General features: G+C 36.6%; 12 protein-coding genes. 7 read left to right on the top strand and 5 right to left on the bottom strand.

Features of this window, described 5'->3' with window-relative positions:
- The first annotated feature begins 74 nt into the window (after window positions 1-74).
- The 6 genes from Q4503_RS01825 (at window position 75) to mgtE (ending at window position 5,316) form a co-directional block, all read left to right on the top strand.
- On the top strand, window positions 75-1,586 hold the full coding sequence (locus Q4503_RS01825; protein ID WP_303601248.1) for an RNA polymerase factor sigma-54: 1,512 nt from the start codon (window positions 75-77) through the stop codon (window positions 1,584-1,586).
- A gap of 44 nt (window positions 1,587-1,630) precedes the next feature.
- Window positions 1,631-1,918 carry a ribosome hibernation promoting factor gene (gene hpf / locus Q4503_RS01820; protein WP_303601247.1) on the top strand — a complete coding sequence of 96 codons (288 nt, stop codon included), beginning with the start codon at window positions 1,631-1,633 and terminating at the stop codon, window positions 1,916-1,918.
- A gap of 17 nt (window positions 1,919-1,935) precedes the next feature.
- Complete coding sequence (gene ptsN, locus Q4503_RS01815; protein ID WP_215973089.1) at window positions 1,936-2,388, top strand: PTS IIA-like nitrogen regulatory protein PtsN; 453 nt, start codon at window positions 1,936-1,938, stop codon at window positions 2,386-2,388.
- Window positions 2,389-2,458: 70 nt separating this feature from the next.
- Window positions 2,459-3,313, top strand: coding sequence for an RNase adapter RapZ (gene rapZ, locus Q4503_RS01810; RefSeq protein ID WP_215973088.1), 855 nt, complete (start codon window positions 2,459-2,461; stop codon window positions 3,311-3,313).
- An 8-nt stretch (window positions 3,314-3,321) separates the two neighbouring features.
- Window positions 3,322-3,630 (top strand): HPr family phosphocarrier protein, encoded by a 309-nt coding sequence (locus Q4503_RS01805; protein WP_215973087.1) that lies wholly within the window; start codon window positions 3,322-3,324, stop codon window positions 3,628-3,630.
- Between the two features lie 327 nt (window positions 3,631-3,957).
- On the top strand, window positions 3,958-5,316 hold the full coding sequence (gene mgtE / locus Q4503_RS01800; protein ID WP_215973086.1) for a magnesium transporter: 1,359 nt from the start codon (window positions 3,958-3,960) through the stop codon (window positions 5,314-5,316).
- Between the two features lie 98 nt (window positions 5,317-5,414).
- On the opposite strand, the gene pmbA is transcribed toward mgtE, so the two are convergent.
- Window positions 5,415-6,794, bottom strand: a complete 1,380-nt coding sequence (gene pmbA / locus Q4503_RS01795; protein WP_303601246.1) for a metalloprotease PmbA — start codon at window positions 6,792-6,794, stop codon at window positions 5,415-5,417.
- Between the two features lie 151 nt (window positions 6,795-6,945).
- On the opposite strand from pmbA, the gene yjgA reads away from it, so the two are divergent.
- Window positions 6,946-7,470 (top strand): ribosome biogenesis factor YjgA, encoded by a 525-nt coding sequence (yjgA, locus tag Q4503_RS01790; protein ID WP_215973084.1) that lies wholly within the window; start codon window positions 6,946-6,948, stop codon window positions 7,468-7,470.
- Window positions 7,471-7,625: 155 nt separating this feature from the next.
- On the opposite strand, the gene tldD is transcribed toward yjgA, so the two are convergent.
- Genes tldD through rng form a run of 4 tightly spaced genes read right to left on the bottom strand, consistent with a single transcriptional unit; the run spans window position 7,626 to window position 15,485 of the window.
- Entirely contained in the window at window positions 7,626-9,080 is a 1,455-nt protein-coding gene (gene tldD / locus Q4503_RS01785) for a metalloprotease TldD (protein ID WP_303601245.1), read from the bottom strand.
- An 18-nt stretch (window positions 9,081-9,098) separates the two neighbouring features.
- A complete protein-coding gene (locus Q4503_RS01780) occupies window positions 9,099-9,932 on the bottom strand; it encodes a carbon-nitrogen hydrolase family protein (protein WP_303601244.1) in 834 nt (277 codons plus the stop codon).
- Window positions 9,922-13,974 carry a YhdP family protein gene (locus Q4503_RS01775; protein WP_303601243.1) on the bottom strand — a complete coding sequence of 1,351 codons (4,053 nt, stop codon included), beginning with the start codon at window positions 13,972-13,974 and terminating at the stop codon, window positions 9,922-9,924. The genes Q4503_RS01780 and Q4503_RS01775 overlap by 11 nt, the downstream gene beginning before the upstream one ends.
- Window positions 13,975-14,027: 53 nt before the next feature.
- The gene (gene rng, locus Q4503_RS01770) at window positions 14,028-15,485 is read right to left on the bottom strand and encodes a ribonuclease G (protein WP_215973081.1); all 1,458 of its coding nucleotides are present in this window, start codon (window positions 15,483-15,485) and stop codon (window positions 14,028-14,030) included.

The following is a 15,485-nucleotide window of genomic DNA, read 5'->3' as shown; positions in this document are numbered from 1 at the left end:
TAATAAATTCGTAGACTATACTTGCTCTAAGTTAGTAACTATAAACAATAATAACAGGAATTAAGACAACGTAGATGCGCCCAACTCTGCAACTCCGGATAGGACAACAACTAACCATGACGCCACAACTGCAACAAGCTATAAAGCTTTTGCAGTTATCGACGTTAGAGCTTCAACAAGAAATTCAAGAAGTACTTGAAAGTAATCCTCTGCTTGAAATTAATGATCAAGAAACCTCAGATAATAATTCAGAGGATAGTAGAGATAAACTTGAAGAAGCTTTTTCAGCCACCATCACAGAACGATCTACCAGTGATGGAAGTGAAGATTCATCAGCCTCTATTGATGAGATAAGTACAACAGAAGCAATGGAGAAAAATGACATACCAGAAGAGTTGAACATTGATACAACTTGGGAAGAAAGTTACAGTGCTGGTACGTCAAATACAGGGGCAATTAGTAGCCCAAGTGAAGATTACACCTATCAAGGTGAAACGATCGATTCAATACAAGATCACCTTTTATGGCAAATGGAATTAACGCCATTTTCAGAAACTGATCGCACGGTTGCTATCGCTATTATAGAGGCTGTTGATGAAGCAGGTTATCTTACGGTATCGAGTGAAGAAATATTAGAAAGTGTTGGTATAGAAGGACTGGAACTTGATGAAGTCGAAGCGGTATTAAAACGTATTAATGTCTTTGATCCTGTTGGTGTTGCAGCCCGTTCTATCGCTGATTGTTTAATTATTCAATTAAATCAGTTTGATCCTGAAACCCCTTACTTAAAAGAAAGTAAATTAATTATCGGCGAGCATATCGACTTACTCGGTAATCGTGACTATCGACAATTAATGCGTAAAACTCGCCTCAAAGAAGAACAGTTACGTGAAGTAATGCGTTTGATACAGAGCTTAAATCCTCGTCCTGGTGATGCAGTAGTGAAAAGCGATGATCAATATGTTATTCCTGATGTTTCCGTAGAAAAGAAAAATGGTCGTTGGGTTGTCGAATTAAACCCTGATACTGCTCCTAAGCTATCAGTAAATCAACAATATGCTGCCATGACAAAAACAACAAAATCTTCTAGTAATGACGGACAGTTTATTCGAACAAACTTACAAGAAGCTAAATGGTTTATTAAAAGTTTAGAGTCACGTAATGATACTTTACTTAAAGTATCTAACTGCATTGTACAACGTCAACAAGGCTTTTTAGAACATGGCGCTGAAGCGATGCGACCTATGGTATTAAATGATATTGCTGAAGCCGTGGATATGCATGAGTCAACTATATCTCGCGTAACTACGCAAAAATATATGCACACGCCTAGAGGTATTTTTGAATTAAAATACTTTTTTTCAAGTCATGTTAGTACCGAAAATGGAGGTGAATGTTCATCAACTGCCATACGTTCATTAATTAAAAAACTCATTTTAGCAGAAACACCCGCTAAACCGCTCAGTGATAGCAAAATGGCAGACTTACTAGCACAACAAGGAATTAATGTTGCTAGACGTACTATAGCTAAGTATCGTGAATCCTTATCTATACCACCGTCCAACCAACGTAAGAGTTTATTATAGCCTGTGACTTTATTTTCTGAATTAACTAGAGAAGGAACATACTTATGCAAATTAACCTTACCGGTCACCATGTAGAAATAACGTCATCATTACGCGATTGTGTTGAAACAAAATTAGCTAAATTAGAGCGACATTTTGATCATATCAATAATGTTCATGTAGTCTTGACTGTTGAAAAGTTAGAACAGATAGCTGAAGCAACTATACATTTAAAAGGCAGTGAAATTCATGCTTCAGCAGTAAGTGCTGATATGTATACCTCGATAGATACTTTGGTGGATAAACTAGATCGCCAAGTACTCAAATACAAAGGCAAAATAACACAACATTAGTTTTATCCATTATAATTATGACACTACAAAATATATTAACACTGAACTGCACACGTTGTGCAGTTCCAGTTCAAAGCAAAAAGCGTTTACTTGAACTAATTTGCCAACTTGCCGCCAATGAACTAATTGACTCTAACCCAACAGATCTATTAGATAGCTTAATGAATAGAGAGAAAATGGGGAGTACTGGTATCGGCAACGGTATCGCTATCCCTCACGGCAGACTAAACAATACAGACAAAGCTATTGCCGTGTTTTTAACTACTGAAAACGCAATTGACTTCGACGCAATTGATAATAGACCTGTTGATATATTTATTTGCCTATTTGTACCTGAAGACAATACGCAAGCGCATTTAGAAACGTTGCAAAGTATTGCCAAACTATTTAGTGATCGCAAAACAGCTAAAAAAGTTCGTAAATGCACCAGCCAACAAGAGATGTTTGATCTTATTCAACAAACCGCTTAATCAATAAGTTGAAATATATTTCTACACAATAAAACCTAATGCATAGCTAATTCATGCGGAACTTAAAAATATGAAACTTATCATTGTTAGTGGCCGCTCTGGCTCAGGGAAATCAGTTGCATTAAGAGTATTAGAAGATTTAGGATATTATTGTGTTGATAATATTCCTGTTAATTTACTACCTGCATTAACCCATACCGTGATTAATGATTATGACAATGTTGCAGTAAGCCTAGATGTTCGTAACTTACCTAACAATCCTAAGGATATTGTAGAGATCATTGAATATTTACCTGATGCAGTTGATGTAACTACATTATTTTTAGATGCAGATGACAATGACCTTATTCGTCGTTTTAGTGAAACAAGGCGCTTACATCCTCTAATTAAAGAGAATATTGCGCTAGACCAAGCGATATCACTCGAAAAGAAACTATTAGCACCTATTTCTACCAATGCCGACTTATATATCAATACCAGCCAGCTAACTCCGCACCAATTAGCTGACTTGGTACGAGAAAGAATTCTTGGAAAGAAAACCGGTAAAATGGTTTTAGTCTTCGAGTCTTTTGGCTTTAAACACGGTATTCCTGCTGATGCTGATTATGTATTCGATGCACGCTTTCTTCCTAATCCTCATTGGGAAACTGAACTCAAACCTTTTACAGGTTTAGAGCAACCAGTAAAAGACTTCCTTTCTAGTCAGCCAATTGTGACAAAGTTTATTTGGCAAATTAATAGTTTTATGATGACTTGGTTACCCCATCTAGAACGCAATAACCGTAGTTATGTTACTATTGCAATTGGTTGTACGGGTGGGAAACACCGCTCTGTTTATATTGCTGATTTATTAGCAAAGAACTTTAGTAAAGAACAACAACATGTTCAAACTCATCATCGAGACATTAAGAAAATTAAAGAGTAAAACTCATTATGTCTATTCAAAAGCATAACAAGAACCATGATGATATCATCGTCAGTAAAGAATTAACTATAATTAACAAACTTGGCTTACATGCCCGAGCTGCAAGTAAATTAGCCTTACTTTGTCAGAAATTCTCCGCCCAAATAACCCTATCATTAGAAGAAAAAGAAGCTGACGCCAATAGCATAATGGCCATAATGCTCTTAGCTGGTGGACAAGGAAAAAATGTAACAGTCACCGCTCAAGGAACCGATGCACCCGCTGCATTAGAAGCTATAAGCCAGCTGATTGAAGCTAAGTTTGATGAAGATGAATAAATAGCCCAAGATCGGCTTAATAAATATTCCTCAAACAGCTATTTACGTGCGATAGACTAGCTATTGACGCTCGATTTTCCCTACTGCTTGCAGGTCAAAAGTAGAAAACTATCAAGCATGAGTATAGTAAAAGTAAGATTCTTAATATTTTCAATTAATTAAAAATATCTTAAACCAAGTTCAAGTTAAATAAGTAAAAAAGCTGAAAGAAACGCTAAGTTACGATAAACTTAACCATAATAAAAAATATTAAGTCTATTACACACCCACTCTCAAGTGTTTAATAGCGTTGGTATTTATCATTCCCTACGCTCAAGTAAGATATCTATGCCGGATCTAATAGAACAAGAATATATTCAAGAAAGACTACACCAAATTAATGAAGCACTTGATGGTGGTATGTTTGTCTATGTACGCAAATTATTACAAGACATGTCTGCCTATGATCTCGCGCTATTCCTTGAGTCTTCTCCAGCTAAGAGTCGCGCATTATTATGGCAACTTATTGATGCTGAACACCATGGTGAAGTACTTGAAGAATTAAATGAAGAAGTACGTAAAGGCATTTTACAAAGCATGCAGCCTGAAAAACTGGCTGCCGTTGCTGAAGGTATGGATGTTGATGATCTAGCAGAAGTGTTACGTACCTTACCTGATACTGTTTATAGAAAAGTTCTCGATTCTATGGACTCTCAGGATAGAGCACGGGTAGAAACTGCGCTATCTTATGACAAAGAGACAGCAGGTGGTATCATGAACACTGATACCATTACGCTACAACCTGAGGTAAGTGTTGACGTAGTATTACGCTATTTACGCTTAAAAGGTCAACTACCTGAAGCAACAGACTCATTTTATGTCGTCGACCGAAGTAATCACTTCATTGGTGCTGTGTCACTAGCCGCTATTATAACCGCTAAACCTGAGGTTATCATTTCCAAGTTGATTGATGCAGAAATAGAAGCTGTACAAGCTAATATGAGTGAACATGATGTTGCGCAATTGTTTGAAAAGCATGACTGGTTTTCTGCTCCTGTCATTGATAAAAAAGGTCACTTACTTGGTCGTATCACCATTGATGATGTTATTGATATAATTCGTGAAGATGCAGAGCATTCTATGATGAGTATGGCAGGTTTAGATGATGAAGCCGATACATTTGCTCCTGTATTAAAAAGTACTAAACAACGCTCTTTATGGCTAGGGGTTAACTTAATTACCGCCTTATTTGCAGTAGCCGTTACAAGTATGTTCGAAGGGTTATTTCAGCAATTAGCAATACTAGCAGTACTTAACTCGTTGGTGCCAAGTATGGGTGGCGTAGCCGGTAATCAAACCTTAACCTTAGTTATACGTGGTATGGCATTAGGCCATGTTGGTAATAGTAATGCGCGCGCGCTATTACATAAAGAAGTCGCGATTGGCTTCCTCAACGGCATAATTTGGGCTTTATTAATAGCTTCAGTTGTTGCTATTTGGAAACAAGATTTAATGCTAGGCGTTGTCATAGCTTTTGCTATGCTGATGAATATGACCGCCGCAGGTTTAGCGGGGGTCGCAATTCCATTATTACTTAAGCGTTTGAATATTGACCCAGCACTTGCTGGCAGCGTTATTATTACCACGGTTACTGATGTTGTCGGTATTTTTGCCTTTTTAGGTACCGCAACAATACTTTTAACCTAAGCTTTTACTTTTATATTCAATTAACCGTATGTGCAGACTAAATCCTACGCATACGGTTTACAGTTAAAGGGGCTCTGATTACAACGTATTAAGCTCAGTTATTGACCAGCTATTTGCATCTCATCAATGAGTATTGAGCCAGTACTAATACTACCGTGCTTATCAAGGTCAGAGCCAACGGCAATAATCCCTTTAAACATTTGTTCTAAATTACCAGCAATAGTAATTTCACTTACAGGATAAGCAATCTCTCCATTTTCGACCCAGAAACCTGCAGCCCCACGAGAATAATCGCCATTCACAACGTTTACTCCTTGTCCCATTAATTCAGTAACTAATAAGCCTGTGCCTAAGGTTTTTAACATGGCATCAAAATCTGCAGCTTTACTTCCTTTAGATGCAATATTCTTATCTTTTACTAACCAATTATGAATTCCACCAGCATGCCCGGTAGTCGTTAAACCTAATTTACGAGCAGAATAACTCGTTAGAAGATAGCTTTGTAGCGAACCATTAGTAATGATATCTCTGTCTTTAGTTAACACACCTTCACTATCAAAAGCACTACTTGCCAATGCTTTAGGTATATGAGGTCGCTCATGAATAGACAAGAAGTTAGGGAAAACATCTTTACCTATAGCATCCAGTAAAAATGATGATTTACGATATAAATTACCACCACTAATTGCAGAAATAAAATGTCCCCATACTGTATTCGCAATATCAGAGCGGAACAATACTGGAACTTTCATAGTCGATAACTTTTGTGGGTTTAAGCGTGATATAACTTCGCTCGCCGCTTTGGTGCCAATATCTACACCGCTATCTAATAATGAAAAGTCACGATTAACGTCATAAGCGTAGTCACGCTGCATGTCATCACCATTCCCTGCAATCACCACGCAGCTTATGCTATGCCTTGAACTAGGGTAAGCAACCAACTGACCATGACTATTACCATAAACTTTAAAACCCGAAAAACAATCTAGATTAGCACCATCTGAATTTGTTATGCGTTTATCACTATCTAAGGCACTACGTTCACACTCCTTAGCTATTTCTATCGCTTGTTCAGTGCTTAGGTCTTTAGGGTAATATAAATCTAAATCTAGTGGCTTCATTGCAAGCAATTCTTTATCGGCTAAACCCGAGCAATCATCAACAGACGTATATTTAGCAATATTAACAGCAGCTTCAACTGCTTGAGTCAGTGCCTTTTCTGATAAATCAGCCGTTGATGCACTCCCCTTACGGCCTTGTTGATAAACAGTTATGCCTAAAGCACCATCGTTCGTAAACTCTACATTTTCAACTTCACCAAGACGAGTGCCAACACTTAATCCTTGTTGACGACTCATCGCTACCTCAGCACCATCTGCGCCTAAAGATTTAGCAAGTTCAAGAACTTTAGCCACTCGATTTTTTACTTGGCCAAGTTGTTCGATTAATGGATCCACAGATTGGTTTACTTTCGTCATAATGTTTTTATCTACTTATTTGCTGCGTTTTGAGTTTAAAATTAGATTTAAGCTAAGGTTTAGATTCAAAATATTACTTTATTAGTTTTTGCGCATTTAAATTCAAGCTATAATAAAGGTAATATTTATATAAATTACATTAGTAACCATTATGCCCCAGTCAGCCAACGATATCGACGACTTAACACCAGAAATGGACGAAGAATTAAAAAGTAAAACAGAAATAAAGAGGGAAATGCATCAATTACAAGATTTCGCTCAATCTTTGGTAGAAATGTCCAAACATCAACGTAGCTTAATTCCATTAAGTGACGACTTAAAAGATGCAATGGTTGTAGCTGATAAAATTAGAAACAAGCATGAAGCACTTCGTCGTCATATTCGACATATTGCAAAAATATTACTCGAAACTGATCTTGAGCCTATTCATCAAGCCATCGACGTTATGGCAAATAAGCATCAACAAGCAACTGCTAAGTTTGTCCGTTTAGAAAATTTAAGAGATGAATTAATAGAAGAAGGTAACGACGCTGTTGAAAGTTTATTAGCAGAATTTACACTAATGGATCGTCAAAAACTCAAGCAGTTGGTGCGTAATGCCGCTAAAGAGAAAAAAGCCGAAAAATTGGGTAAGCATTACAGAAACTTATTTGATTACCTAAAAGAGATGAGTTAGTGACGTAAAGCTGAATACAAATAAGTTAACAATGGTGAATTATCCCTTCGAAAATCACTAAATAAAAGCATTATAAGCAACATATTAGCATCGAATTTAAAAAACAAAATATGGTAAATATTTCGTTTTTAAATTCGTAACTAATCACTGTTTATTTATTGTGTGCCACCAATGGTGATACCATCTACTCTCAAAGTTGGTTGCCCAACACCAACAGGTAAACTCTGACCATCTTTACCACACACCCCAACGCCAGCATCAAGTTGAAGATCATTACCCACCATAGAAACATTTTTCATTGCTTCCGGTCCACTACCTATTAAAGTAGCTCCTTTGATAGGGGTCGTGATTTCTCCATTTTCGATTAAATACGCTTCAGAGCTAGTGAAGACAAACTTCCCTGAGGTAATATCTACTTGTCCACCAGCAAAATTAGGCGCATAAACTCCTTTTTTGACTGATTTAATAATATCTTCAGGAGCAGACTCTCCTGCTAACATATAAGTATTAGTCATACGCGGCATAGGTAAGTGAGCATATGATTCACGTCGGCCATTACCAGTTGGTTTTACGCCCATTAATGAAGCATTATGCTTATCTTGCATGTACCCCTTTAAAATTCCTTTTTCAATTAACACATTATATTGTCCTGGGGTACCTTCATCGTCTATATTCACTGAGCCACGACGGTTTGCCATAGTACCATCATCAACAATAGTACAAAGCTCTGAGCACACCTTGCTACCGACTTTACCTGAAAAAGTTGAAGAGCCTTTACGATTAAAATCCCCCTCTAAGCCATGACCTACCGCTTCATGTAATAATACACCCGGCCAGCCTGCACCAAGTACTACAGGAAAAGTGCCTGCAGGTGCATCAACAGCAACCAAATTAACCAATGCTTGACGTACTGCTTCTTCTGCGTAAGTTAAATAACGAGGCTTTCCTTGCGTTGTATTCGTTGATACTGATTCAAAAAAGTAACTATAATCAGTTCTAGCACCACCACCAGAGCTTGCTCGTTCACGTTTACCGTTATCTTCGACTAACACAGAGCAATTCAAACGTACTAAAGGTCGAATATCAGTACCATAAGTACCATCACTTGCTGCTACTAACACTTTTTCGTAAACCCCTGAAAGGCTCACTATTACCTGACTGACTCGACTATCAATTTGCCTAGCATGTGCTTCAACCTGATGTAATAAATCAATTTTTTGTTCTTGCGTTAAACTACCTAATGGCTCTACTGACTGATAAACCTTAATTGGAGACTGACGTTTAAACGCTTGAACTTTTCCGCCCTGCCCTGCATCAGCAATACCTTTAGCTGCATCTGCCGCTTTTTGTAAAGCTAACGGTGATATATCATCAGAATAAGCAAAACCTGTTTTCTCACCTGATATAGCACGTACACCTACGCCTCGCTCGATATTATAAGAGCCTTCTTTTACTATGCCATCTTCTAACATCCATGATTCATGCTGACTAGATTGGAAATAAAGATCAGCAAAATCAACTTGACGTCCCATCATACTATTTAATGTTTTAGATAAAATATCATCATCAATATGGCTATCAGCTAGTAAAACTTGTTCAACATTATTCATTTATCACTCAACTTAACATTAGGTTTTAGCAGTATGCATTAATGGCATACTTGCTCGTATTCGTTTAATTTCTTGTGGGAGGAAATCACTACTAATAATTCCCTCTCCCTCTTCAATAGAAGCTAAAATTTCCCCCCAAGGGCTAATAATCATTGAATGCCCCCAAGTTTCTCTTCCATTCTCGTGTACGCCTTCTTGTCCTGCAGCAATAATATAAACTTGATTTTCTATCGCTCTTGCTTGCAATAAAGTTTGCCAATGAGCTTTACCTGTAACTCGCGTAAAAGCACTTGGCACGGTAATGATGTCAGCTCCCATTGCTGTTAGCCTTTGAAATAGCATTGGAAAACGTAAATCAAAACATATCGTTAAACCTATATTTACAGTAGGTGTTTTTACTATGTAAGGGGTGCTACCTGCATGAGTAAATCGTGATTCACAATAAGTTTTCTCACTATCTGCAACATTTACATCAAATAAATGTATTTTATCATAACGGCCTATTAATGTTCCGTTTGAATTAAAAGCACAGCTACTGTTTGTAAATTTGTTTCCTTCAGCTGTTAACAGAGGAATGGAGCCGGCAATCAGGGTGACCTTATACTTTTTTGCCAAAGCGCCTAATGCAACTTGCAGGTCATTATTAGCAGATGACTCTTTGGCTAACGACAACTGAGCATTATCTCTTGCACCAAAAAATAAACAACATTCAGGTAAAACAACAATATGTTGCTCATAAGTAGCTAGCGTGTTTTGGCTAGTTAGCTTGACAAGCTTTTGTTCTATAACTTGTAAGTTGTGCTTAACATCAGCTTTAGAGTTAAGCTGAATAGCACTCAGTTTAATCATCATTTAGCTCCTCTAATGGTTTATTATCATTATATGGGTCTTGTTTATATTCTTGTTCAAGCAAATTAGGAGACTGATGTTCTTTAAAAGATTTAGTATTTATTTTGTCTTCTGGAGATACTATTATCTTATCGACATTATCAACAAACTCAGGGGGAGTGGAACGGCCAACACTGACATCTCTGCTCTTACGGTTTACTTCTTTAAAATTAGGATCACTCACATCACCTGTTAGCTCAAAGTTAAACTCAGAGACAACTTGTGAAGTAATAACTTGATCTATTGCAACGCCCGCTAAAAATACAACTGGGTTTAATGTTGCTATCCATGCAAGTACCGGCAAGCTAGAAGTCAAATTAGGCTTATAGGACATTTTATAATCAAGCGTATTATTTACAAAGCTAGTATTACCTTTAATATATAAATTTCCTGCAGAGCCATTCATGCGAGTATTATCAGTATATAAAACACCTTCTTTTATATGATAATCACCCTCAATATCTTTATAAAACATACCATCGCTAAAGATATCTCTAAAATCTAAGGTTAACTTTCGAACAATAGACTGTAAACTTAATACCGAAAAAATACGTGCTTTGTCGCTTACATCAGCTAAGTAACCATCGTCTATATCCGCTTTAAGATCGCCATTAAGTTGGCTTAATTCGAAATGCTGAGGACCCCCTTGCCAATTCAAATTAAAATCAAGTTTACCACCACTATCACGTATAATAGAGGCATACCCTAATTGTTCTAATTCATATTCGATATTTTTTAACGACAAGCTTCCAGAAACAGTAGTTTTTGAAATATCACCTATCTTTTGCCATTCACCTGATAAGTTAAACTCAGCTTGCTCACGCTTAGCTTGGAAGTTTTCAATTTTAATCACCTTATTATCTGCTCGTAACAAATCGAATTTAACACTGCCTAAATTTAAGTCACCGATTAAACAACGCTCACAGACAAAATTCATTTCAGGTATATTAGCAAAAACCTTCTCACTCGTTAATTCAGTTACCACGCTATTATCGTCTTCTTGCGTTACCTCTTCACTTAAAGAGCTTACAGTCTTACTTGTTAGGTGAAGAAAATCGGCATTAACATCAAGGCCTTGCTCTAGCCAATTAGGATAAATTTTAATCTGACTACGCGTTTCTTTAGCATTAAGCTCCAATAACCACCAATGCGTTTTATCTAATAAGTTAAAAGATACATTATGTAAATTTTGCCCTAACACAGCTAAATTATCTATCGTTCCTCGGATACGCTCTGGGTTAGAAAATAAACCCGTGGTTGACTCAATTGTACCGTCAGCATTCAACGTCTTTTTCACTTGCGAAGTACTATTAATAATATCAGTAATAAAAGGCTGCCATTCACTTGCAACCACATCCTCTAAGTCACTAGTAATATGAAAACCATTCATTGGTAAAAGCATTTTTTCATTGCCTAAAACAATGTGCGCTCTGGAAAAGTGGTTAGTTCGATGATCTAAAACACCAAAAAAGCTGAGTTTATCTCCATAGGTTGCATTAAAAACTGACTCTTCTAATTGCCCCTTTACCTCTATTTGTAGAGGTGTCTTTATCTTAGCTAATTTGTTATATGGCTCAGGAATCTTAATTTCTAACGGTTCAAGGTTTGAATCAATATTTAATTGATAAGAAAAGCCTCCACCATGGTGTTGATATAAAGATAAATCACCTTGCAACTGTAGTTGACCATCAAAATATTTTTGTAAATGTGGAGATATATGCTGTAACCATGCATCGTGATGCCAATCAGCTTTAAGTGCTATATTGGTATCATAATAATCTGCTTTATCAATGCCATTTACCGCTATTTCTAACGGTAAACCAAGCCAAGTTAGTGACAAATTACTTGTTGTAATTAAATCATTTTCAAACGTTAACTGCCCATTTACTTTTTTAAAATCCATTCTAGGGGCTTGTAAAGAAACTGTATTATTAGCAAAATTAACAATACCACTAGCTACTACCCCGTCAGGTGCACCAATTGGTAAAGCTAAATGAAACTCACCGTTAACTTTTCCTCCAATGTTTAATTGCTGTAAAACACTACCTACGCTATTTTTAAGAGAGCTTTGCGTCATTAAATTAGCAATACTCGTTGCAGCGGAATCTTCAATTAAGGTATCTACAGTTAACACTTGATCATGAGTTAAATCATCTATAGCAACTTGTACACCTGCTACATTAAGCCCAGCCAAGCTACCTGAACGCCCAGTAATTAACATACTATTATTAGTAAAATTCAAATTTGCGGATAAATCCGCTATCGTTGGCCAACGCTCATTAAATTTAAATTTTGCTTCTTCTAACTCAGCATCAACGATGAATGTGCCTGAATTATCAATAAAAGGAAATTTACCTAACTCTCCATTTATTAGCACTTGAGCTTGATGAATTTTGCCATCAATTAAGGCGCTATTTAAATAAGTAACCAGATTATCACTCATTGCTGTTAGTGGATAATAATGCCCTGTTTTACTAGCATCTCCATCAGTGATATTCGCTAATAACGCCATTGTCATTGCACTATTGACTGGAGAATCTATGGTTAAATCTGCAGCTAATACTAATTCACTGGAAGAAAGCTCAACATCATTAACCTTTAATCGCCAACCTGTATCCATAATGGATAAGTCAACTATCGCTTTCAATGAATCATAAGGGACAGGTGCTACAAGATGTTTATTAAAATCTAAGGCTCCCTGATCTGCAGCAAGCTCTACAGTTAAGTGTTGTTGATTATAACTTAGCGAGCCTGACACATTATCAACACCCGGAATTCCTTGACTGTAATGAGTCGAAACATCGCTAAAATTAGCGACAGCTTGAATATCGAGTGCTGTTTTTTTTAAAAAAGCATCCCTTGCTTGACCGCTAATATTTAAGTTAGACATCAATGCTTGTTTACTTGGCGACTCGATAAATAAGGGTGAAAGGTGACTAATTAAAGATAGATCTAAATATGAGAGATAAATATAATATTCTTGAGCTGTTTTAGTCATTTGTACTGTATATTCTTCTACTGCATCTGTATCTAATTGCAATAGCATAGGTGTACTATACAGCTTAAAACTTTCAGGCTCTTTGCCTTCAACGAGTAATAACTGACCAGCACTTAACTTCAGTAAATGAGATTTTTGCTCTATTTCATCATCATTTTGAGTGTTTTCCTGCCAACTAATAAAATTATCATTTAACGATAATTGTAAACGTTCAACACCTCCATTATGCACTTGTAGCCAAGCTGAAAAACTAATATCAGTTTTAATTTTATCATTATCAATGGTTAAAATATTATCAAGCCAAGGCGTAATATCTAGGTGATTAGCATCAACATAAATAATCCCTTCCAACTCATCAATTGAATGCCCATGAATATCTATTTTTAGGCTTAAATTGTTTGAACTTAATTCATCAACAATGATATTACCTTGCGCTTGATGACGATCGTCAAGGTTTAACCAATCTAAATTATTTACTCTAAACTGCTGTGTCAGTGATTCATTTTCTATTGCAATATTACTATTTTTTAGAGAAAAACGATTAATCTGATTTAAAAAAATATCAGTAATTCTTTCAAAACCATCAAGCTGCTGAGCACCACCAACATCCTTTGCTTGTGTGCGCCAAATATTTTTTTGTAATGTAACAACCGCACCATCAAGTATTAAATTATTTGATATTAAATTGCGTCTCGTTAACGTTGCCCAAAAATCAATTTCAACTTCTAAGTGGTCCACATAAACATAAGCACCGTTAGTTTCCACTAAAGTAACATTATTGGCGATTAATGTTGGTCCAGATAGCTGCCAGCTCATTCCTAAGCCACCAATAACAATGTTGGTTTTATTTTTTGTATTTATATAATTTTGAAAATCTTGCTTATAGTTTTCAACATAAGGAAGGAACAAGCGAAACGCGCTAATCAATACCGCTAGCAATACCAGCATAATAGCTAGTATTTTGTAAAGACGGTTAAGCCAACGGTTAGAAACGCTTGCAATCGACATTAATGGTTTTTCCTTTAATCAGCTCTATTGTTTGATATTGACAGTACTAGTCACTACATCATTACAACATCAAATTGTTCTTGAGAATACATAGCTTCAGTTTGAACTTTGATCGATTTCCCAATAAAAACTTCAACTTCTGCCAAAATATGGAATTCATCATTCACAAGAAAATCACTAACAGCCGAAGAAGCATAAACAATAAATTTATCTGCATCATGAGCACGATTTACTCGCACTATTTCACGTAAAATTTCAAAACATACCGTTTCAACCGTTTTTAGATTGCCACGTCCAGTACAAACAGGACACTCTCCACATAAAACATGCTCTAAACTTTCCCGAGTACGCTTACGTGTCATTTCCACTAACCCTAAAGAAGAAAAACCATGAACACTAAATTTAACGTTATCTTTTGCCATCGCCATTTCTAAACTATTCAACACTCTACGCTTATGATCTTCATTATGCATATCAATGAAATCAACAATAATTATCCCGCCAAGGTTTCTCAACCTTAATTGACGTGCAATCGCTTGTGTCGCTTCAATGTTTGTACTAAAAATAGTATCTTCAAGATTTCTGTGTCCGACAAAAGCCCCTGTATTAATATCAATGGTTGTCATGGCTTCTGTTTGATCAATAACTAAATGCCCACCTGACTTTAATTCAATTTTACGATGTAAAGCACGTTGTATTTCAACTTCAACAGAGAATAAATCAAAAATAGGCCTTTCACCTGGATAGTACTCCATGACCTCTGTGAGCTCGGGTATAAACTCTTCGGTAAAATTGATAAGTTGTTCATAGGTCAATTTAGAATCAACACGAATTCGTTCAAATTTAACACCGACAAAGTCCCTTAATACTCGTAACGATAAAGACAGATCTTGGTAGAGGGGAAGATCGACCTGTTTCCGTTTTTTCCGTTCTTTAACTTTTGTCCACACTCTTCGCAAAAATTCAGCATCATGTTTTAATTCTTCCTCTCCCGCGCCCTCTCCTGCGGTGCGTACTATAAAGCCTTGTTCTTCATCGCAATAAGGGCTTACAATACTTTTCAAGCGCTTACGTTCACCTATATCTTCAATGCGTTGAGATATACCAGCGTGACTCGAGTGCGGCATTAACACTAAATAGCGAGAAGCAATCGTAATATCAGTAGTTAAACGAGCACCTTTTGAGCCAAGTGGATCTTTTACTACTTGCACCATTAACAGTTGACCTTCATGAACCAAAGCTCGAATATCAGGTACCTGCTCAGTCTCTTCATTTAAAATAAGCTTAGAGTTAATGTCTGATGCATGTAAGAAGGCCGCCTTATCTAAACCTATATCAATAAAAGCCGCTTGCATACCAGGTAAAACACGAATAACTTTACCTAAATATATATTGGAAACAATGCCACGTTTAGCTTCTCGCTCAATATGTACTTCCTGCAAAGAACCATGCTCAATTAACGCTACTCGCGTTTCGCTCGGTGTCACATTGATTAATAATTCACTGCTCAT

The sequence above is a fragment of the Colwellia sp. 6_MG-2023 genome (genome assembly GCF_030547765.1).
Lineage (GTDB): Bacteria > Pseudomonadota > Gammaproteobacteria > Enterobacterales > Alteromonadaceae > Colwellia.
This window is presented reverse-complemented; position numbering and strand designations above follow the sequence as displayed.